General features: G+C 62.3%; 19 protein-coding genes and 1 tRNA gene. 5 read left to right on the forward strand and 15 right to left on the reverse strand.

The features are described 5' to 3' along the window. Positions 1-296: 296 nt before the first annotated feature. Positions 297-371 (reverse strand) — tRNA-Glu (locus tag C482_RS12095). Positions 372-628: 257 nt separating this feature from the next. After that, complete coding sequence (locus C482_RS12100; protein WP_006167911.1) at positions 629-2,077, reverse strand: helix-turn-helix transcriptional regulator; 1,449 nt, start codon at positions 2,075-2,077, stop codon at positions 629-631. Between the two features lie 233 nt (positions 2,078-2,310). On the opposite strand from C482_RS12100, the gene C482_RS12105 reads away from it, so the two are divergent. Beyond that, positions 2,311-2,889, forward strand: coding sequence for an MBL fold metallo-hydrolase (locus tag C482_RS12105; RefSeq protein ID WP_006167912.1), 579 nt, complete (start codon positions 2,311-2,313; stop codon positions 2,887-2,889). A gap of 154 nt (positions 2,890-3,043) precedes the next feature. Here the strand turns inward: C482_RS12105 and C482_RS12110 are convergent, their stop codons facing one another. The 12 genes from C482_RS12110 to rpl7ae all read right to left on the reverse strand — a co-directional run bounded on the left by C482_RS12110 (position 3,044) and on the right by rpl7ae (position 14,935). Then, the gene (locus C482_RS12110; protein ID WP_006167913.1) at positions 3,044-4,132 is read right to left on the reverse strand and encodes an ABC transporter ATP-binding protein; all 1,089 of its coding nucleotides are present in this window, start codon (positions 4,130-4,132) and stop codon (positions 3,044-3,046) included. Continuing rightward, positions 4,129-5,973, reverse strand: coding sequence for an ABC transporter permease subunit (locus C482_RS12115; RefSeq protein ID WP_049896685.1), 1,845 nt, complete (start codon positions 5,971-5,973; stop codon positions 4,129-4,131). The genes C482_RS12110 and C482_RS12115 overlap by 4 nt, the downstream gene beginning before the upstream one ends. Before the next feature lie 220 nt (positions 5,974-6,193). After that, a complete protein-coding gene (locus tag C482_RS12120) occupies positions 6,194-7,339 on the reverse strand; it encodes a thiamine ABC transporter substrate-binding protein (RefSeq protein ID WP_006167915.1) in 1,146 nt (381 codons plus the stop codon). A 110-nt stretch (positions 7,340-7,449) separates the two neighbouring features. Continuing rightward, positions 7,450-8,313, reverse strand: a complete 864-nt coding sequence (locus C482_RS12125) for a hypothetical protein (protein WP_006167916.1) — start codon at positions 8,311-8,313, stop codon at positions 7,450-7,452. Next, positions 8,314-8,586: a DUF5827 family protein gene (locus C482_RS12130; RefSeq protein ID WP_006167917.1), complete on the reverse strand. Its 273-nt coding sequence runs from the start codon at positions 8,584-8,586 to the stop codon at positions 8,314-8,316. It abuts the gene before it with no gap. A 70-nt stretch (positions 8,587-8,656) separates the two neighbouring features. Further along, positions 8,657-11,701, reverse strand: coding sequence for an FAD-binding and (Fe-S)-binding domain-containing protein (locus C482_RS12135; protein ID WP_006167918.1), 3,045 nt, complete (start codon positions 11,699-11,701; stop codon positions 8,657-8,659). Between the two features lie 163 nt (positions 11,702-11,864). After that, complete coding sequence (gene sod, locus C482_RS12140) at positions 11,865-12,467, reverse strand: superoxide dismutase (RefSeq protein WP_006167919.1); 603 nt, start codon at positions 12,465-12,467, stop codon at positions 11,865-11,867. 303 nt (positions 12,468-12,770) lie between these two features. Continuing rightward, positions 12,771-13,223 carry a DUF7344 domain-containing protein gene (locus C482_RS12145; RefSeq protein ID WP_006167920.1) on the reverse strand — a complete coding sequence of 151 codons (453 nt, stop codon included), beginning with the start codon at positions 13,221-13,223 and terminating at the stop codon, positions 12,771-12,773. 280 nt (positions 13,224-13,503) lie between these two features. Beyond that, positions 13,504-13,968, reverse strand: a complete 465-nt coding sequence (ndk, locus tag C482_RS12150; RefSeq protein ID WP_006167921.1) for a nucleoside-diphosphate kinase — start codon at positions 13,966-13,968, stop codon at positions 13,504-13,506. After that, complete coding sequence (locus tag C482_RS12155) at positions 13,968-14,333, reverse strand: 50S ribosomal protein L24e (protein ID WP_006167922.1); 366 nt, start codon at positions 14,331-14,333, stop codon at positions 13,968-13,970. The genes ndk and C482_RS12155 overlap by 1 nt, the downstream gene beginning before the upstream one ends. A gap of 3 nt (positions 14,334-14,336) precedes the next feature. Then, positions 14,337-14,561, reverse strand: coding sequence for a 30S ribosomal protein S28e (locus C482_RS12160; protein WP_004214009.1), 225 nt, complete (start codon positions 14,559-14,561; stop codon positions 14,337-14,339). Between the two features lie 11 nt (positions 14,562-14,572). Beyond that, positions 14,573-14,935 (reverse strand): 50S ribosomal protein L7Ae, encoded by a 363-nt coding sequence (rpl7ae, locus tag C482_RS12165; RefSeq protein WP_004213999.1) that lies wholly within the window; start codon positions 14,933-14,935, stop codon positions 14,573-14,575. Between the two features lie 413 nt (positions 14,936-15,348). Between rpl7ae and tmcA the strand changes: the two genes are divergently transcribed. After that, positions 15,349-17,697 (forward strand): tRNA(Met) cytidine acetyltransferase TmcA, encoded by a 2,349-nt coding sequence (gene tmcA / locus C482_RS12170; protein ID WP_006167923.1) that lies wholly within the window; start codon positions 15,349-15,351, stop codon positions 17,695-17,697. Between the two features lie 241 nt (positions 17,698-17,938). On the opposite strand, the gene C482_RS12175 is transcribed toward tmcA, so the two are convergent. Next, the gene (locus C482_RS12175; protein WP_006167924.1) at positions 17,939-18,760 is read right to left on the reverse strand and encodes an SDR family NAD(P)-dependent oxidoreductase; all 822 of its coding nucleotides are present in this window, start codon (positions 18,758-18,760) and stop codon (positions 17,939-17,941) included. A 121-nt stretch (positions 18,761-18,881) separates the two neighbouring features. Between C482_RS12175 and C482_RS12180 the strand changes: the two genes are divergently transcribed. The 3 genes from C482_RS12180 to C482_RS12185 all read left to right on the forward strand — a co-directional run. Next, positions 18,882-19,367, forward strand: a complete 486-nt coding sequence (locus C482_RS12180; protein WP_049896675.1) for a DUF456 domain-containing protein — start codon at positions 18,882-18,884, stop codon at positions 19,365-19,367. Between the two features lie 70 nt (positions 19,368-19,437). Further along, on the forward strand, positions 19,438-19,602 hold the full coding sequence (locus C482_RS21820; RefSeq protein WP_006167926.1) for a hypothetical protein: 165 nt from the start codon (positions 19,438-19,440) through the stop codon (positions 19,600-19,602). A 127-nt stretch (positions 19,603-19,729) separates the two neighbouring features. Further along, on the forward strand, positions 19,730-20,251 hold a 522-nt coding region (locus C482_RS12185; protein WP_006167927.1), incomplete at its 3' end, for a plastocyanin/azurin family copper-binding protein.

Here is a 20,251-nt window from a genome sequence, read left to right on the forward strand (position 1 = left end):
GGTTCGAGTGAACTATTGTCATGCAGTTCTTCGTTTATTTGTGTCGATAGGTTCAGCAGGGACGAACAGCCAGTATGAGATGAGTATTTACTACGATTTGGAAAATTATATTCTGTGGTACTGTCCTGGCGGAGTATATAAATCGAGTGCACCACCATTCAATTTCGAATCGGCGTGCACCGAGTCTGGTGCGTCGCGGGTGCGTCCCGGATCAGACGGGATAGAGCTGGGTGTAGTACCTCGATTCTGTGAAACAGCGACTGCAGTGGCTCAGTAACGAATTGAAAGTGAAGAAGTGCTCCGACAGGGATTCGAACCCTGGTCATTGCCGTGAGAGGGCAATATGATTGGCCGGACTACACCATCGGAGCCCGTCGCGGTTCGTCGCGAACGTACTTTCACGTAGCGCGCTACGATGTTTAAGCATTCCGTTTCAGCGCCGGAGTGCGCCAACGTCACACGACAGAGTACGGCAAACGCTGCTCGTGAGGAGAGTCTCACTGCAGGTCACTGTACATCGGATCACACCATACCGGTCACACGACAACTGTGTGACAATGTACCGGTCGTAGGTGTGATAATTGTCACGATAGGTTCGTCACACGTTATTGCTACTCGTCGTACGTCACTACTGTTCGTCGAACGGCGACTTCGTCGCCTCCGGTTCGAATCCTTCGAGGCTGATGATGTTCTCACGTCCAACGCGGAGTTTGCTGATCGTTCCATCGTCTTCCATCTCCGAGAGCAACATGCTCACCTTGGATTTCGACCAACCGGTTTCGTCAACGATGTTGACCTGTTTCATCCGACCGCCGTTCTCGCGGATGAGTTTGACGACTCGGTCCTCGTCGGTCAACAGGTCATCCTCGGAGAGGGGGTCCGGCGTCGGTCCGGAGCTGCCAGCGTCGGCAGTTTCGCCGGCTCCCGGAGACGGACCATTGCTTGATTCGTTACCAGCACTAGCTACACGGGAGTCCGATCCACTCTCTGCAGTCGTCTCGTCTCCCGTACGCCCACCGAGCCCTGGAACAACGGAAGCACCGCTCCCATCGCGGCTCGTGTCGCTACCACTAGTACCAGTACCAACACCAGCACCAGTTCCATCCTGACCCCGCGTACGGTACCAGAGCCCAGCGAGAACTAGTCCGGCCACAACCGCGAGAGTAAGCGCGAGTGCGACCAGCACCGTGCCGGTCGACTGGTCACCAAAGAGCGACGGAATGCTACTCCCGGAAATGCCGCCCGAACCGCCATCTTCGTACTCGAGGACGACGCGCGGGTGTCCGGTGAGGAACTCGTGCTCGCCGCTCCATCGGACCGTATCGGCGTCTGATAGCGTCGTCCCGACGTACTCAGCCTCCGGTTCGACATGTTCGAAGACGAGACCGTCACCGGGCTGAACTTCAATTGTCTGGTCGCTCGACAGGAACACACTCTGGAAGACGTCACCGATGACGAGCGTGCCGTTCTCCGAGGCTGCGAACCCGTGCCACGTAAAGGACATCTCGACGATTCCCCTCGGGTTGATCTGCCCATCGACCATTGCGCGACGGTCGAAATTAGTCGCGTCCATTTCGCGATCCGTGATCTCCGACCCGCTGTCTGTGAGTGAACCCGCCTGCTCGACGAACCGCTGGTAGAACTCAGTCTCCTCCGACTCGAATTCTTCCGCGAACGCCTCGAAGTTCTCCGGCGTGTTCGTCTCCGTCTCGTTATCGCTTTCCTCGAGTTGCTGTTCGTAGCGGAACGTCCAGGTTGCACTCCCGTTCTCGTGGACCGTGATTTCGAACGTCCGCCGATCGAACTCGCGCGAATCGGGGACGTACTGCTGCTGGGTGGGAGAGCCGTGTTGCTGGGTCGTCTGCTGGATCAGCTGCTGCGTCTCAGTGTCCGAGTAATGTGTCTGTGTTTGCGGAGAGAGCGACTGTGGTATCGTTTCCGCTGTCTGAACGTCGGCCACCGTCCCGGCATCGCCACTACCCCCCGTCGGCGCGCCCAGAACAACGGTCGCGCCGATACCGAGTGCAACGAGGAGAACGCCGATGGCAACGAGTCCGACGGAAACCGGCCGATACATTCGTTGCTCACTACGTGCCGGAGCTAAAAATGCTTGTGAATACGAGTACCGCTAGACCAGCGACCTGTTCGGTAGTGTGTAGGTTGAACAGCCTCCGGTCGTCGAAATCGCTCCGCACCGAGAACCACTGTCTGCGTCTGCGTCTGTTTCGGTGTCGGTGTTGGTGTCAGCAAGCGGTGTCAGTGTCAGCAAGTGTCGATACGCACAAACCCCTCGCCTCCATAGGGCTCGCTATGATCCACAACCTCGCACAGGGTGTCCAGGCCTTCACGAGTAACGTCTTTCTGGTCGAAGGCGACCGAACCGTACTGGTCGACACCGGGGCGAACTTCGATGTCGTCGATGCGGTTCAGTCCCGAGTTGACGACCTCGACGCCGTCGTCCTCACGCACACTCACCGCGACCACGTCGGCAACGTTGCTGCGGTCACGGAGGCCTTCGGTGTCGACATCTGGGGCTACGACGACACGATCGACGGCGTCGACCACGCCATCGAGGACGGCACGACCATCGCGCTCGGCGACGGCGAGTACACCGCCCTCCACACACCCGGCCACAAGGACGACCACCTCTGTTTTTACGACGCCGACGCCGGCATCCTCTTCGCTGGCGACCTGATCTTCCAGAACGGGAGCTTCGGCCGCACGGACCTACCCGAGGGCGATCGCCAGACGTTAATCGAGAGCATCGACCGGGTACTCGAGTCCATCGATACTGACCTCGCCGAGATGCACACGGGACATGGCCCAAGTGTGACGAACGAGCCGTACGATCACGTCGAGTTGTCGGGGCGGATGGCGAGACAGGCGTGAGAGGGGGCGGTTGTGACGGTGACGGTGACGGTGACGGTGACGGTGACGGTGTTGGTGATGGGAACGGTGTTGATGATTGTAGCGATAGTGGCGGCAGTAGCGATGGTACCGATAGTAAGCAGCAATCGAACTAGGGCTCAAACACCGAAATCGACTACGTCTCGCTCGAAGAGATCACGTGAGCCGCCTCGGGCTCGAACCCGACCGAACACGTCTCACCGCTGGGCGGCTCCGCGAGCCGGAGGACGATCGGAACGCTGTTCCAGTGGCCGTGAACGCGAACGCGTTCGCCGAGGAACTCGGTAGTCTCGATGTCGACAGTGAGCTGATTCTGCGTCGTCTCGCGACGAAGCGCACCTGGGCGCACACAAGCAGCAATGTGCGTCGCGTCCGTCGGAACGCCAGCGAGTGTAACCCTCGTCTGTGTCTCCCCGACTGCGACGGTCGCACGCTCGCCGTCGTGATCGACCACCCGGCCGTCGAAGACGTTATTGTCGCCGACGAACTCGGCGACGAAGCGTGAGTCCGGCTCGCGGTAGACGTCCTTCGGCCGGCCGATCTGTTCGATTTCTCCGTCGTGCATCACCGCGAGGCGATCCGAAATCGCGAGCGCTTCCGCCTGATCGTGCGTGACGTAGACCGTCGTAATATCGAGTTCGGACTGGATCCGTGAGAGCTGCCGGCGAAGCGACTCACGCAGTCTGGCGTCGAGCGCGCTCATCGGCTCGTCGAGCAAGAGCAGCTCCGGTGCCGGCGCGAGCGCACGAGCGAGGGCAACCCGCTGTTGCTGGCCGCCAGAGAGCTGCGCCGGATCGCGCTCTCCCATCCCCTCGAGGTCGACTAACTCGAGTAGCTCGCGCACACGCTCATCCACAGTCAGTCCTGCGGGCGGTGCTCGAAACTTGAGCCCGTAGCTGACGTTCTCGGCGACCGAGAGGTGTGGAAAGAGTGCGTAGCTCTGGAAGACGACGCCGACATCCCGGTCTTCGGGCGGGACGCCGGTCATCGGGTCGCCGTCGAAGGTGACGGTACCGGTCGTCGGCTCCTCGAAACCGGCAATGGTCCGTAGCGTGGTCGTCTTGCCACAGCCAGAGGGTCCGACAAGCGTGAAGAACTCGCCGTCGTTGACGGTGAGGTCGACGTTCTGCAGGGCGATCGCTTCAGCTTCACTTTCGCCGGCCGTGGTGCTCGTCTCTGTGTCACCGTAGCGCTTCGAGACACCCGCAAGTCGAAGTTCCGTCACAGTTCGTACCTCCCGCCGACGCGGTCGATGACGACGAAACTGGCCGCCGTGACGCATAAGAGGAGCGTCCCCATCGCGATTGCGGGGCCGGTTCGGCGACCGAGGTAGCGTTCGACGGCGACTGGCATCGTGTAGCTCTCGCTCCCGCTGGCCAAAATCACCGTCGAAGAGAACTCACCGATCGAGATGGCAAAGGCGAACGCCGCGCCGGCGACGATACCGCTCGCGACCAGCGGGAGCTCCACATCGAGCAGCGCCCGGAATCGCGACGCGCCAAGTGCACGTGCGGACTCGACCATCGCTGGATCGACATTCGAAAGCAGCGGTGAGACGTTTCGGGTGACGAACGGGTAGGCCGCGACCGCGTGCGCGACGACGATGGCGACCGCGCCGGTCACCTGGAACTGCCAGCCGCCGGGTAGCGAGATGCCGAAGACGAGTCCCTGAAGCAGTCCGATGCCGAAGACGACCCCGCTGACCGCGAGCGGAAGCATTGCGAGGGTGTCGATAATCGTCCCGCTCCGACCCGCCCGAACCGTCAGCACCGAGATGACGACGCCCATCGGCACCGCGACCACGAGGGTCGCAACGCCGAACAGAAGCGAGTTTCGGATCGCCGGCCACGGCTGGGTCTGAAAGCTCTCGCCCTCGAGTTGGCGCTCCAACAGGAAGGCGTAGTTTCGCAGCGTAAAGCCGCTCCCATCCGTCAGGCTCCCGACGACGAGGCTTGCGAGCGGGCCGACGAAGAGGATGAGCGCGGCGAGCCCGTAGCCGAGGATGGCGAGCCGTCGCGGAGAGAGAACCGTCTGGAGATCGGGAAATAGCGCCTCCTTCGGTGGCGGCGAGGCCGCCTGCGAGAGTCCCGTCTGGGCGGACTCGTACCGGAGATAGGCGTAGGTCAGCCCGAGCGAGAGGATTGTCTCGAGGACAGCCAGTGTCGCGGCCTCGGTGTAGTCCAGACGCTGGATGCGGTCGTAGATCCAGACCTCGACAGTCGCAAGCTGGAGACCACCGAGCGCAAGCACGATTGGAAACGTCATGAACGTGAAGATGAACGTCAACAGCGCGCCGGTGAGGACAGCCGGCACAAGTTGTGGCACGACGACATCCCGGAAGGCCCGGCGCTCGCTCGCGCCGAGGCTACGAGCAGTCTCGACGGCCCGGATGTCGACGGACTCCCAGGCGGCGACGGTAATCCGAGCGACCAGCGGCGCGTTGTAGAACGCGTGGGCCAGGATGACGATCGCGAGCGGGTTCGACTCGACGAACGCAACCGGACCGAGGCCGACTCCGCCAAGAATCGTGTTCAGCGTTCCAGAGCGGCCGAACATCGCGTAGAAGCCGACCGCGACCATGATGCCCGGCAGCACGAACGGCAGAATCGTCAGCGAGCGCAGCGTTCGCCGGCCGTAGAACTCGTAGTTCGCGAGGATGTACGCCGCCGGCAGCCCGATCGCGACGCTTGCAATCGTCGACAGCGCGGCCTGATACGCCGTAAAGCCGAACAGTCCCTGCCGGACGCCGGGCGTCTCGACGCCAACCCAGGGGATCGGCAGCTCGAACTGCACGAACGGCAGTGGGAGTCGGTACTCGAGTCCGACCGAAATCGAGATGGCTGCGAGCCAGCCGGCGAGTGCGTGGAGGTGCTCGCCGATCGCGAGCGGGTCCGCGAAGACGTCTGCCAGGACGCCGAAGTAGAAGGGGTCTGTGAGGACATCGACGAACGGCGCGAGTGTTGGGATGCTGTCCTCGACGACGGCGTTGACGAGGACGACGCCGGTCGGGAGGTAGAGCATGACCGCGAGGACGGCGGCGGTGGCAAGTGCGAGCAGCGCGAGCACGTGGCTGTCGAGCCAATGTCGAAGCTGTGTGCTCGTCGAATCGCGTTCGTTCTCGCGCTGATTCGCAGACTGGGTCGAAGATTCAGGCTGTGGATTCGGGTTCGAATTCGAATCTATGTCCGAATCCGAATCCGAATCTAAATCCGAAACCGAACCCGGTTCAGGTTCAGATTCCGACTCTGACTGCGCCCGCGAATCAGTCCCCCGCCGGGACACAGTCTTACTGGCTCGCGACTTCGCGCGCCCAGTCGTCGACCCAGTCGTCGACGTTTCCGCGGAGGTCGTCGTAGCCGACCGTCACGGCCTCCGGCGGCACGTAGGCGTACTGGTCGAATTCCTCGTCGAGGTCGACGTACTCGTCTTCGACGGCCGGGAACTGGACGTTCCGTTCTGCGATTTCGGCCTGTGAATCGTTCGAGAGTGCGAAGTCGAGGAAGGCGTACGCGAGGTCGAGCTGATCCGCATCCTCGAAGATCGCCATCCCTTCGGGGTTCGCATAGCCCTGGTCGTTCAAGAAGCCGACCTGGTGACGGCTGAGGTCGTGGCCCTCCGCGGAGGCGAACACCTGATCCGTCGAGTAGGAGACGACTATTGGGCGCTCCTCGTTCATGTACGCACCGTAGTAGGACTCGGTCCAGTCGTCGAGCACGCGGACGCCGTTGTCCTGCAGGTCCTGCCAGTAGTCGAGGTAGCCGTCCTCGCCGAAGGCGTCGATGGTCCAGAGTAAGAACGCCTGGCCCGGGTCCGAGGTCTGTGCGTTCTGGGCGAGCAGCGCGTCCTCGTAGGCCGGGTCAAGCAGGTCCTCGAACGTCTGTGGTTCGTCGACTTCGGTCTCATCGTAGACGAGGCTGATGTAGCCCGTGTCGTAGGTCAGCACACGGTCGTGCGGGTCGCCCATGTCGAGCCCATCACGAATGCGACCCGAGCGCTCGATTCGGCCGGTGTTGAGTTCGCGGAACAGGCCGCCGTCCGCCAGGTTGTCGTCGACGGTCACCAGATCGTCGATGTTCAGCCCGAGGTAGACGTCGGGGTCGATCGACTCGCCCTGCTCGGCGCTGTTGATGTAGTGGTTGATCCCCTGGTCCGGCAGGCGGGTCCACTCGAGTTCCGCGTCGGGATAGGCTTCCTCGAAGGCGTCTTTGAGCCACGGGCCGGCCGGGTTATCGCCGTCGACCATCGACTCGTATGTGACGACCTCAAGCGTCCCCTCCAGATCGGGATTTTCGGGTTCTGGGTCGGGTGTCTGTTCGTCACCGTTTGCGTCGCCGTTCTCGTCCTCGTCGCCGGTATCCTCGCGAGAGAGACAGCCTGCGAAGCCAGCAATGGCTCCCCCACCGAGTGTGCCGACGAACGTTCGTCGTTTCATCACCCGGTGGTTTCACTGCGTAGTTGTAAGTTGATCGTTCGACAACCAGTGTGTCACCAATCCGCACAGGCATCGGTGTCACATGGCAGTGGGAAAACAACCGAATGACCCTATTTTGAGGTGCCTGCCGAGTGGTCTGCCGGCCGAGTCCCCTGGCGGGCCGCAGCCAGCAACGCGTTGTAGGCCGTGCTGTACGCGTCGGCGATCGCCACAGGGTCGTCGCGATCGGCGCTCTCGAGCGGCGGCAACGACACCCGATCAAGCGGATCGAGGTACTCGAGTACGTCCGGTACGCGCTTTTCGAGCGCGCCGTCTTTCGGGCTGGAGCTCGCGATTTCGCAGGCCCGGCAGTAGCGGTCACCGGGGTAGATTCGGACGCGGCCGGGTTCGACTGCGGCAACCGCTGTGACAGCTGCGGGATCGAGCGACTGGAGTGGCTGTGCGATGTCGCTGTAGGATTCGACGACGGCGACTGACGTCGCCTCGATTTCCGTGGCGAGGTCAGCGAACGCTGGGACGTACCGCTCCTCTGCGAGCGCGTTGAACTCCTCGACGGTCTCGACGGGAATCGCGTCCTCGAGTGGTAGCGCCTCGGACACCGATGCGGGTATTTCGGCGGTCGCGTTTCGGACGTACGTCGCGTCGTCATCGTGGCCGATGCGGTCGACGACGAACTCGCGGTCATGGCGACCGAGGAGGCCGGCCCCGTCGCTGGGCGTCGGTCGCCAGAGGCGATGAACGGGATTGAGGGCTTCGGGATCTCGGCCCCTGTGCTCGGCTGCGGCGAGTCGGGCGGCGTCCTTGCCGTAGAGCCGCCCGTCTGCGAGCGCGCGCTGGCAGTCGTCGTGGTCGAACCAGAAGTCGTTGCCCGCGCGGGGTTTGTAGCCGCGAGCGCCGGTGCGTTCGAGCAGGCCGACCGAGAACGTGGTCTTGCCGGCGTCGACTCGGTCGGTGCCAACGACGAGCAGAAGCATCTACTCGTCCGTCTTCAGCCCGTAGTAGCCGGGTTCGTCGTCGCTTCGCGGTTCGGCGACCACGAGCTCTGGGGCGTTGGTCATAATCCACGGAATCGCCCAGTCGAGCAGGATTGCCTCGGTTTCCTGATCGATTTCGGCGTCAGCCTCGAGCCCCTGAAGCATGCGAGCGATTTCGTAGACGGTGTACATCTGGTCGTCCTCGAACAGTTCCGCGGGTGTGTAGAAGTCACACGGCGGCAGGCTGTCGAATTCTGATTTGGGTACGGGCATTCGTTCGCTCACACGTACACCGGTCAGACGCCTAAAGCGTTCGTTCTCGTGCCTGCTGTGAGCGGTCAAATCAGTCCGCAAGCGTACGAGCGAGCAGTTCGACCGGGTGCGCCGGCCGCTCTGCGCCCTTGAAGTCGCCGATCTGTGTCCGACAGGAAGTGCCCGGTGCGACGACAGTCGTCCCCGCACTCGCTGTGAGCTTCTCCTGCAGTAGCGAGCCGATTGCCCGCGAGAAGTCGTAGTGCTCGGCCTCGTAGCCGAAGCTGCCAGCCATGCCACAGCAGCCGGAGTCGACGGGATCGACTGCGTAGCCAGCCCGCCGGAGGACGCCGACAGCGTGATGGTCTGCACCGCGAGCTTTCTGGTGGCAATGCCCGTGATACGTCAGCCCCTCGGCCGCCGCACTCGAGTCGAACGCAATCCTGTCGTCGAGGCGGTGCGTGTCGATGAACTCACAGACGCCGTAGGCGTTCGCCGCAAGACGGTCGACTCGCTCGCTGTACTCGTCGCCGAGCAGCGACCGGTACTCGTCGACCACCATCGACGCGTCGGACGGTTCGAGAAAGAGCACCGACCAGCCCTGTTCGAGGAACGACTCGAGTTCCTCGAGCAGCGTCTCGGCCCGTCGGCTGGCGTCGTCGAGCAGCCCCTGCGAGTAGGCGGCCCTGCCCGTCGGACCGAGATCCGGAATCCGGACGTGGACGTTCGCAGCCTCCAGCACCTCGACGGCAACCTGTCCGGGTTCCGGATTCGAGTAGTTCGTATACGTATCCGGGAAGAGGACGACCCCTGCTATGGCGTTCCCGGGATCGACTTGTGGCCCGCGGGCCGCGAACCAGTCGACCAGCGACTCGCGCCGGAACGAGGGAAGCGTTCGCTCGGGGGCGATGCCGAGGGTCTTCTCGAGTACCGATCGCGCGCCGGGCACTGCTGTGGCGCGGTTGGCGAGCGGCGCGGTGGCGCTCCCAAGCGCAGCGAGGCGGTCGATGTTCGCGAACAGACGCTCACGCACGCCGACGCCCTCGCGCTCGTGGTACTGGTGTTTCACCTCGGCTTTGAGCTTCGCCAGGTCGACGCCGGTCGGGCACTCGCTCTGACAACCCTTGCAGCCGATGCAGAGATCCAGCACCTCGGACTGGAATCGATCGTCGTAGAGCGCTTCGGGGTCGAGTTCGCCGCTAATCGCCGCCCGAAGCAGGTTGGCCCGACCGCGTGTCGTTGCGATCTCCTCGCCGGTCACCCGGTAGGTCGGACACATCACGTCGCCGTCGGTCTGACGACAGGTGCCACAGCCGTTACAGAGTTCGACGAGATGGGAGAAGCCGCCTTCAGATTCGAACTCGAGTGCCGTCCGTGGCTCGAGCGTCGCATAGTCGGCTCCGTAGCGAAGATTGTCGCGGATGTCGGTCGGCTCCTCATCGCGGTAGACGACCTTCCCCGGATTCATGCGCCAGTCGGGGTCGAACGCGGACTTGACCTCCTTGAACGCGTCCCAGAGATCAGGACCGTACAGTTTGGGGTTAAATTCGGTCCGGGCGAGGCCGTCGCCGTGCTCCCCGGAGAACGAGCCGCCGTGTTCGAGCGCGAGCGAGGTCACGTCCTCGGCGATCGAGCGCATGATTTCGACGCCGTCTTCGTCTTTGAGGTTCAGGACGGGACGGATATGCAGCGTCCCCGCGCCCGCGTGGGCGAAGTACGATGCGTTCGTGTCGTGGGTCTCGAGAATCTCCTGAAAGCTGGCGACGTACTCGGCGAGTTCCGCGGGTGGAACCGAAGCGTCCTCGACAAACGGATACGGTTTCGGATCGCCCGCCATGCTCATTAGCAGCGGAATCGCAGCCTTGCGAAGCTTCCAGAGACGATCCTGCTCGTCGGCGTCGAACGCCTCGAGCGACTCGACCGCAGCCCCCGACTCGACGAGCTCCGCACGGGTGCGTTCGACCGCGCCCGGCAAGTCATCGACCACCTCCGAGTCGAACTCTACCATGAGTGCAGCCGCAGTCCCGTCCGGAATCGGCTCGACGAACTCGGCGTACTCCGTCGAGTCAGCGGCGAGTCGAAACACGTCCTCGTCCATGAGTTCGACCGCACTGGCGTCGGACTCGAGTGCCCGAGGCACAGCGGCGAGCGACTCGAGGAGGTCGTCGTAACAACAGACAAGGAGCGCGGTTTCCTCGGGGCGAGTGACGAGCGAAAGGTCGGCTTCGACGACGACGCCGAGGGTTCCCTCCGCGCCGACGATAAGCTTCGAGAGGTTGATCACTCGTTCCCCCTGCTCGGTGGTCCTAATCACTTTCTGGAGATTGTAGCCGCTGACACTGCGCTTGAGGTTGGGATAGCGGTTCTCGATCTCGTCTGCGTTGTCCTCGACGATGGCCCGAACGGTGCGGTAGAGTACAGCCTCGCGGTCGTCCTTTGCAACGAGCCGGTCCCACTCCGCACTGTCCAGCACGATGTCTCGCGTCCGAATCTGTGAGCCATCCGCGAGGACGACCTCACAGGCTTCAACGTAGGCGTCCGTGATCCCGTACCGAACCGAGTGTGCACCCGTCGAGTTATTCCCGATGCCGCCGCCGATCGTCGCCCGATTCGAGGAGGCCGGATCGGGCGCGAACTTGAGCCCGTGTGGTTCGAGCGCAGCGTCGAGGTCGTCCTGTACAACGCCGGGCTGAACGGTGGCACGTCGCCGCTCCGGATTGATGGCTTGAATTTCGTCCATATGCCGCGACAGATCGAGGACGACACAGCCGAGGCCGACTGCCTGTCCGGCGAGCGACGAGCCTGCACCGCGTGGGAGCACCGGCACGTCGTGTTCGGCTGCGACGCGAACCGCCGCCTGCACGTCGGCCGCGTCTCGCGGCACGACGACACCCGCCGGCTGTGCCTGATAGATGCTGCCGTCGGTGGCGTAGAGGATGCGGGTGTATTCGTCGAACCGGACGTCGCCACGACAAGCGGACTCGAGTGCGCTCTCGAGTGACCCCGTCTGTGAGGTTCCTGTATCCGTGGTTGGACCGGTGGATGTGGTGGGTACAGCGTCGGAGTCGGGTACTACTGTAGACTTGGAACTGGGTTCGGATTCGGACGGAGACTCTGGTCCCTCCTCGGCGGCCATATACGGACCGCGTCGTTGTCCGGACTGATAAACAGTGGTGCTTGTTCACAATATACTTGGTCCGGCGAGCAGTGGCGATGGCAGTCGCTCGCCGGTCGGTGACGCAAAAAACACGAGATTGGACCGCACAGCCTGTTGCTTCAGCTACTCGTCTCGTTGCGACTTACTCGAAGTGGTCGAGGCACTTCTGGTACTCGTCCTCGACCGAGTCCCAGTTGATCACGTCGAAGAAGCCCTCGATGAAGCTGCCGCGGTCTGGACCGTAGTCGTAGTAGTAGGAGTGCTCCCAGACGTCGAGTGCGAGGATTGGATGGGAGCCCCAGAGTGCGCCCTGGTCGTGCTTGTCGACCGCAACGTTGCGAAGCTGCTTCGCAACTGGGTCGTATACCAGCAGCGCCCAGCCGCCGGCTGCGCCGGCAGCGGCCTCGAATTCGCCCTTCCAGCCCTCGTAGGAGCCGAAGTCCTCCTCAATACGGTCTGCGATATCGCCCTCTGGCTCACCGCCACCGTTTGGCGACATGTTCTCCCAGAACAGCGTGTGGAGGTAGTGACCACAGCCGTTGTGGGTGACGTTTGAAAGCGCACCGGGCGTCGAGCCGAAGTCACCGCTCTCGCGGTTCTCGGCGAGGGTCTCCTCGGCCGAGTTCAGGCCGTTGACGTAGCCCTGATGGTGCGTGTCGTGGTGCCAGGTGACGACCTGCTCGGAGATCGACGGTTCCAATGCGTCGTAATCGTATGGAAGTGGTGGAAGTTCGTGGTCAGTCATGGGTAAACACCTAGTGAGTGGTTAGGTTCCGCTCCTGTTAAGTGTTCAGGAGTGAAATGATACCATACCACACTATCACGTTCGGGAACCAGTTGTCCCCGACTCCATCTGGAAGGTCATCAAGTGACGTGTTAAACCTTTCAGCGCGGCTCGTCACGCAGCGCCACAGTTCGTCACAGATCGCCACCGGCCAGAACGCGACCGCGCCGTCGCTCGGCAGATAGTCGTCGGCATCCCCAGGCCCCCACGAGTTGGTATCGGTACCCGTCTGTCCGTCCCAACCCGACCCAATCTCGTCAGCAGTTATCGTTCGGTCCCTGCACGCCGTTCCTTGTGATGGGCGTGTTCGAGCCACTCCTCGAGTGACGGTTGGGACCAGTACCGAACCGTCTGACTGCGTCGGTCGTGCTCGATCACACCCACCTCTTCCAGTTTCGGTAGGTGAACGTGTTGCAGTTCGGTCTCGACCACGTGGTGTTGCTCGTCCGTGGTGAGTTGTCCCTCAGTATGATGCGAGTTGTTCCCTCGCACAGCTGTCGACTCGGACTCACACTCTGCCTCTGACTCACCGTAGCGCCGATCGAACGCCACGATCGCGTCAGTCAACTCTTCGACCGTCGCAACACCGTCCGATTGCTCGTATAATGTGTACAACGCATACCGCCGTCGTTGGTTCGACAGTAGTTCAAAAATGTGATCGAGTGACGGTGTCGCCTCGACCGCACGCTGTGTTGACTCCCGTCCTGTCTTACACATCCACAGACCACCTACCATATATTACCATTCGAAACCACCACGGCTCTCTACAGCAGCCGTCACATTAGATGTTACGTCTACCTGTCTCACTGTTGGACCTAATTTTCAATCAAATGGAAATGGAATAGGAAAGGTTGGCTAACAGAATCGGAAAGGGATGCCTGTAGAGCGTAACGTTTGGAGCAGTGCGCCCCAGGCGAGGACAGAGCCACGGCTCACAGCCGTTGGAAACAGGAGAACAGTCAGTGACTGTTGTGTTTGTGTTGGAACGCGTCGAGCGTTACTCGTAGAGCCACTCGCCGTCGTGCTGACCGTACTCGGTCAACTCGTCCTCGTCGAAGTGGATAGCGATTTCGCGCTCGTTTGCGCCCTCGTCCTCGTGGTCTGCCGCGTGAACGACGTTCCGACCGAGGTCAAGTGCGTAGTCGCCGCGGATCGTGCCCGCCTCAGCCTCGAGTGGGTCCGTCTCGCCGATCATCTGGCGGACCTGACGCGTCGCGTCCTGTCCTTCCCAGACCATCGGGACGACGGGGCCGGAGGTGATGAAGTCAACGAGGTCGTCGTAGAACGGCTTGTCCTCGTGTTCACCGTAGTGCTCTTCGGCACGTTCGCGAGGCATCGTTTCGACCTTGATGCCGACGAGCTTGAGTCCGCGCTCTTCGAGTCGGGAGATGACCTCGCCCACGAGTCCACGCGCGAAGGCGTCGGGCTTGACCATCACGAAGGTGCGTTCGTGCTCGCTCATTAGGCCTCACTCTCCTCGTCGGTTGCGTCAGCGTCGGCGTCTGCCTCTGCCTCTGCCTCAGCATCCGATTCGGTCTCGTCGACCGTTTCGTCCCCGGCAGGAACGTCGTCCTCGTCTTCGCCTGCGTCGACGACCTCGTCCTGATCGGCTTCCTCGTCGGCGGTCGTGTCGGCCTGGGCTGGACCCTTGCCGGCACGTCCTTCCTCGGTCCACTCGAGATCGCGCGGTTCGCGACCGAGCTTGTAGTTCTTCTCCGCTTTCGAGTCAACGAAGTGAAGCACGGTACCGTCGTTGCGGACGTACATGATGCCCGTGCCGGGTTCGATCTCTTCGCCCGTGTAGTCGCAGGTGCGTTTCTCGACCATTGGTTACTGTCCTCCGATGGAGTCCGCCTCGCGGGCGGTCTCACGAAGCTGGAGTACGTCCCCTTCGCGGACCGGTCCGAGGCAGTTACGGGTGATGATTCGTCCCTGATTCTCGCCCTCTTGAATCCGGCACTTGACCTGCATGGCCTCTCCGTGCATGCCGGTTTTGCCGACGATCTCGATGACCTCGGCGGGCGTGGAGCCGCTTTCTTCCTCTTCAGCACTCATCTCTGATCACCTCAGTCGAGGTCCTCGACCTTGCCGGCGATGTCTTCGACGTCGCCTTCGGCCTCTCCGGTGTCGACGATGGCTGCGGCGGCCGAGCCGACCTCGAGGCCCGCAGCGTGGCCGACGTCGTCCTGGGTCTCGATAAAGACGACAGGAATACCCTTCTCGTCGGCGAGTTCTGGGAGGTGCATGACGATCTCCTCGGGGGAGACGTCTTCAGCGACGAAAACGAGCTCGGCGTTGCCGCGCTCGATCGCCTTCGTGGTTTCGTTCGTTCCTTTCTTTACTCGTCCGGTGTCTCGTGCGACCTCAAGCGCCTCAAGGGCGTCATCTGCGAGGTCTGCTGGGATGTCGGTTGTGACGTAGACTGACATTGGTTGTTCACCTCTCCTACACGTGGGCTCGCGCTCCCCTGCCCTCGAGGGTCCGGCCTGCGTTCCGTTCCCAGAGTCGAATTAGGTGTGAATTCGGCATCGACTCCGGCTCCGGAAACCGAACCCCAGGCCGGGCTGTGCCCGGCGGCGGTCCTGTAAGGCTAGGAGCATCATCAACCCCGCGTAGGGTGTACTACGTCAGTAGCGTTGCCCCCCTTAAAAGCGTGTTCAAAACGCTGGACGAGTGTGACCTGGACGCACAGTCACTTACGCGAACAAAATCAGGTGCGAGAGCAGGGGCACAATGAGGAAGCAGACGAGCCCAAACGGAGCCAGACGAAACGAGACGAGGAAAGATCAACACAAACGGAGTAGACCAGACAGTATTACGGCCCCGCGTCCGAACACCGACTATGAACGTTGGCTCCCTCGCGACCGACCTCTACCGCGAGGCCCAGGACACCACCGAGCGCCGCGCGCTCGTCCTCAGCGGCGACCGAGAACGTGGCTACGCCTGTCTCGAGTCTATCCTCTCGACGCTGCCGGTCGCCATCACCGACACGACACTCGTCGGTCCCGACGACCGCCTTCGCTGCGAGCAACTCAGCCAGGTACACACGGCAGAACTGCTCGGTACAACTCGCCAACTTCTCGTCCTCGACACACACGGAGACCTCCAGCCGAACGCACTCGGCCGTATCGTCGGTGCCATCGACGGCGGCGGCCTCCTGCTCGTGCTCGCGCCTGGACTCGAGTACTGGCCCGACCAGACCACGACGTTCGCCGAGTCGCTCGCGGTCCCACCGTTCACGACGGACGACGTGACGGGCCGGTTCAGAAGGCGACTGGTCGAGACGCTGCGTGAGCACCGTGGCATTGGGATCGTCGAGTTCGACGGAACGGATTCGACCGGCGTTCCGGACGATCCGACCGAACTCGCTACACACGAAATTACTGAGACAGGACTCACGCATCCGGCACCGGTCTGGCAGCCAGCAGACGACGGGGGTAACGGTAGCGGTAACGGTAACGGCGACAAAAGCGCCACCCCGTCGGACCCACCGTTCCCGTCCGCCGCCTACGACGCCTGTCTTACCGGAGATCAGCGTGAGGCGCTCGCCACGTTCGAGGCGCTCTCCGACTCCGAGCAGGCTGTCGTCCTTGAGGCCGACCGTGGCCGCGGAAAGTCGAGCGCCGCGGGACTGGCAGCGGGAAGTTTCGCGCTCGGCGGCGACTCTGTCCTCGTTACCGCTCCGGCGTTCCGGAACACGACGGAACTGTTCGCTCGCGCCGGCGAGCTCGTCGCCAACTGCGATTCTGATGGGGACGGTCGGACAGATCCGCAGGGGACCTCCCGAGAGATCACCACGAGCGCGGGTGGTCGTGTCTGGTTTCGTGACCCAAGAGAGGCAGTGTCGGTACTGGACACCGCGGATATCGTGATCGTCGACGAAGCCGCCGCGCTCCCAGTGTCGCGACTCGAGTCGTTCCTCGCCGCCGATCGAGTCGCGTTCACGACGACGGTGCACGGCTACGAGGGAGCCGGCCGCGGATTCTCGGTCCGATTTCGGGATCGGCTCGCGGAGAGTGCCCACGAAGTTAGCGAGTACACGCTCGTCGAACCGATCCGGTACGCGGCGGGCGACCCACTTGAGGTATGGGCCTTTCGCGCGCTATTACTCGACGCGCGGCCGCCAGTCGCACCGCTCATTGCCGACGCCACTCCCGAGAGCGCCGACTACCGGGTACTCAAGCCCGATGACCTGCTCATGGACGCCCGGCTCCTTCGTGAGGCCTTCGGCCTGCTCGTGCTCGCCCACTACCGGACCGAGCCGAACGACCTCGCCCGATTGCTCGACGCACCGAACCTCGAGGCACGCGCGCTGGTATATGACGGCCACGTCGTCAGCGTCGCCCTGCTCGCTCGCGAGGGGAACCTGGACGCCGATACGCGGGCGATGATGTACGACGGCGGCCGCGTCCGCGGGAACATGCTCCCGGACGTACTCACGAGCCAGCTCCGCGATGAATCCGCGAGTAAGCCGGCCGGGATCCGCATCGTTCGAATCGCGACCCATCACGAGGTTCGGGCACGGGGGCTTGGCTCGCGGCTACTCGAGTGCATCCGCGATGAGTTTACCTCGACGGTGGACTGGCTCGGTACCGGCTTCGGCGCGACGCCGGGGCTACTCGAGTTCTGGCGAACGAACGGCTTTCGAACGGTACACGTTTCGACGACGCGCAACGATGCGAGCGGGGAATACTCGGTGCTCATACTGGCTCCGACGAGCGAGGCGGGGCAGGAACTGCACGACCGCCACGCAACGTGGTTCGCCCGCCGCTTCGCGGCGCTGTGTTCGGACTCGCTCGCGGATCTGGACCCTGACGTAGCCCGAGCGGTGTTGCACTCCATTGCGAAGGAGGCGACACCGCCGCTGGCGCTCGACGAACACGACTGGCGTGTCGTCGCCGGCGCAGCCTACGGCCCTGGTCTGTTTGATGTTGATCCCGGCGCGTTCCGTGAAGTGGTGATTCGGTACTTCGTCGAGGAACCGGCCAGCGTCGAGTTAACTGTGCGTGAGGAACGACTGCTCGTCTTGCGCGCGTTGCAAGGACGGGAATGGTCAACTGTGGCAGAGCAACTCGAGTACACTTCAACCGGGCAGTGTATGCGCGCGCTTGGGAAAGCGTTCCAGCCGCTGGTCGACGAGTACGGCAGTGAGGTAGCGATGAACGTCCGGGACCGGTTTGCCGACGAGTGAGGTCGGATGGGGAGACTCGAAACAACCTTCGTGAAATAGCAACGACCATAGGTGATCCCAACCGATCAATTGGGTATGTTAGGTGTGAGGCTTGAGCTGCTTGGCAGTACCTTCGTGCTGCTAGCAATATTCCTCGGCGAAGGTGCCTGGAGAGTAGCGTATCTCGGTGTCTTTGTCTCCATCATCGGCGTGTTCGTCGGTTCTGGTACTGCGACTCTCTCAACAGACTGATCGGCAGCGGTCAGGCGAACAGCCGTCGAATCGCCGACTCGGGAAGCGCCTTCAATACCCACGTGACCAGCCGCCAGCGCCGGGTGACGTAGGCGTGGTCGCGCTCCTCGTGGATCGCGTCGGCGATCTGGCTCGCAGCAGTCTCGGGTGAGCACTCCCAGAACGAGCCGTACGAGAGTTCGGTGTCGACGAATCCCGGTTCGATGGTCGTGATCGTTATATCCGCGTCGTTTCCGACCTGCCGGCTTCGAAGCCCTTCGAGATAGCGCGACACGTACGCCTTCGAGGCGTTGTACGCCTGTGTGCCGCCGTTGCCGAAGTAAGCTGCGACCGAGGATAGTCCGACGAGGTGACCATCTGCGCCAGGACTCTCGTCCGTGTTCCTGTTTTCATCCTCACTCTCAGCCTCAACCCCATTCTCACCAGCTCGAGACTCGAAATACTCCATCGCCGCCGTCGCAATCGCCGTAAAGCCGCGCACATTGACGTCGATCGTCTGGCGCTCGGTCTCCCACTCGAGTGCGTAGTTCGCGTCGCCGACACCGGCGCTAATGACGACGAGGTCAACGGACGGCATTGCGTCGGCGAGTTCGAAGAAGTGTTCGCGAGCGGTTTCGGTGTCGGTGACGTCCATGGTAGCAACGTAGGCCTTCGTCGGGAGTTTACCGCCGACGGCTTTCAGTTGCTCCGTTCGACGGGCTGTCAGGCCGACCTCGTAGCCGTCGGCGGCGAGTTCGTGGGCAAGTGCCGCGCCAATACCCGAAGATGCACCGACGATGATGGCCCCTCGTGGTTGCGCCGACTGGTCCGTGGCTGCTGACTCTGTCGTCATGTCACCTGCTAGTCACTCCGTGTATGTAACTGTACTGGAGAAAAATCGGCGTTGACACTCAGAGGCGTCGGTGACGCTCGGAGGCGGTACGGCTTTGATGCGGGCGTGTGTCGAGTGGTGTATGGTGGATGTGGTCTTGCTCGTCGCGGTTGCGCTGCTCGCTGCCGGTGTTCTCGGAACTGTTGTTCCGCTCGTTCCCGGCGGGTTGCTCTCGCTGTCGGGTGTCTACTTCTACTGGTGGCAGTCCAACTTCGCGGAGCCGGGAACGTTTACCATGATCGTGCTGACGATACTCGGGCTCGTGACGCTGTTCGTCGAGTACTTCGCGGGCTCAATCGCGGCACGAGCTGGCGGGGCCTCCTGGACCACGTCCGGCCTCGCCGCCGTTGTCGGCATCCTGTTGATGCTCGTCACCGGCCCACTCGGCCTGCTTGTCGGCCTGTTCGGGACCGTCTTCGTCGTCGAGTTTGCCCGGGCTGGCGATGTCAACCGGAGCACCCGATCGGCAATCTATGCGACGCTCGGTATTCTGGCGTCGACAGCAGTGCAGGCGCTCCTGACGGTATCGATCCTGTTCGGGTTCCTCATCGGTGTCTTCGTTTTCTGATCCCGTTCTAACTGATCGAAGGCTGCGAACGTCACCAAAAGACTGAGTCACTTGCCGTCGTTTCGCCGCTATGGAGTGTGCCGAACCGGACTGCGAGCGGGCTGCCGCCGTCGAGTTACACATCCCCTGGGACGACAACCGTCTCGTCTGTGCCCCCCACGCTCGCGTGCTTGGTCGACAGGACGGCGTGGTCGCAGACCCCAGTCCTGACAGCGCCGACGAGCTACTCGAGTAGCGACCGAGGACAGTCGTCGAATTCTGAATGCATGTTGTAAAATTAAACCCATAATGGGTTCAATGGCTGAGAATATCACAAGTTTGCCGGATTTGATTTAACATCACTCGCCGACGTAGGGGCAGACATGGCAGAAAACAATTCCACGACTCGACGAACAATCCTCAAGGTGTCGGGTGCTGTTGGTGCAACAGCGTTCCTCGCGGGTTGTGCAGACGATAATGGCAACGATGATGAGAACGACGACGACGATCCAGCACCGGATGAGAACGACAACGATGAAGCAGATGTCGAAGACTGGGAAGATGTCGACGAGATCATGCTCGACGGTATTACGAGCGGCTGGGTTGGCATGGAACCCGACGTGATCGCCGACGAGGAGAACCCAACGCTGGTGCTCTTTGAGGGCGAGTCCTACGACATCACCTGGGAGAACGGCGACGGTGCCCAACACAACATCGAGATCGTCGACGAGGACGACGAGGTCGTCGACGATCTCGAGACGGACAACATGGACGAGGAAGGCGAAACGCAGACGCTCGAAGTCGACGAGGTCACCGACGAGATGGCCGAATATGTCTGCCGCCCACACGAGACACAGATGCGCGGCGAGATCGACGTCCAGGAGCTGTCTCTTATACACATCTCT

The sequence above is a fragment of the Natrialba chahannaoensis JCM 10990 genome, from assembly GCF_000337135.1.
Taxonomy (GTDB): domain Archaea; phylum Halobacteriota; class Halobacteria; order Halobacteriales; family Natrialbaceae; genus Natrialba; species Natrialba chahannaoensis.

Bases quoted from the DNA above. Each gene is read 5' to 3' on its own strand.
- C482_RS12100 (WP_006167911.1), bottom strand. From the start codon at position 2,077: ATGTATCGGCCGGTTTCCGTCGGACTCGTTGCCATCGGCGTTCTCCTC.
- C482_RS12105 (WP_006167912.1), top strand. From the start codon at position 2,311: ATGATCCACAACCTCGCACAGGGTGTCCAGGCCTTCACGAGTAACGTC.
- C482_RS12155 (WP_006167922.1), bottom strand. From the start codon at position 14,333: ATGGTCGAGAAACGCACCTGCGACTACACGGGCGAAGAGATCGAACCC.
- C482_RS12145 (WP_006167920.1), bottom strand. From the start codon at position 13,223: ATGTGTAAGACAGGACGGGAGTCAACACAGCGTGCGGTCGAGGCGACA.
- C482_RS21820 (WP_006167926.1), top strand. From the start codon at position 19,438: ATGGAGTGTGCCGAACCGGACTGCGAGCGGGCTGCCGCCGTCGAGTTA.
- C482_RS12120 (WP_006167915.1), bottom strand. From the start codon at position 7,339: ATGAAACGACGAACGTTCGTCGGCACACTCGGTGGGGGAGCCATTGCT.
- ndk (WP_006167921.1), bottom strand. From the start codon at position 13,968: ATGAGCGAGCACGAACGCACCTTCGTGATGGTCAAGCCCGACGCCTTC.
- sod (WP_006167919.1), bottom strand. From the start codon at position 12,467: ATGACTGACCACGAACTTCCACCACTTCCATACGATTACGACGCATTG.
- tmcA (WP_006167923.1), top strand. From the start codon at position 15,349: ATGAACGTTGGCTCCCTCGCGACCGACCTCTACCGCGAGGCCCAGGAC.
- C482_RS12135 (WP_006167918.1), bottom strand. From the start codon at position 11,701: ATGGCCGCCGAGGAGGGACCAGAGTCTCCGTCCGAATCCGAACCCAGT.
- C482_RS12125 (WP_006167916.1), bottom strand. From the start codon at position 8,313: ATGCTTCTGCTCGTCGTTGGCACCGACCGAGTCGACGCCGGCAAGACC.
- C482_RS12180 (WP_049896675.1), top strand. From the start codon at position 18,882: ATGGTGGATGTGGTCTTGCTCGTCGCGGTTGCGCTGCTCGCTGCCGGT.
- rpl7ae (WP_004213999.1), bottom strand. From the start codon at position 14,935: ATGTCAGTCTACGTCACAACCGACATCCCAGCAGACCTCGCAGATGAC.
- C482_RS12130 (WP_006167917.1), bottom strand. From the start codon at position 8,586: ATGCCCGTACCCAAATCAGAATTCGACAGCCTGCCGCCGTGTGACTTC.
- C482_RS12160 (WP_004214009.1), bottom strand. From the start codon at position 14,561: ATGAGTGCTGAAGAGGAAGAAAGCGGCTCCACGCCCGCCGAGGTCATC.
- C482_RS12175 (WP_006167924.1), bottom strand. From the start codon at position 18,760: ATGACGACAGAGTCAGCAGCCACGGACCAGTCGGCGCAACCACGAGGG.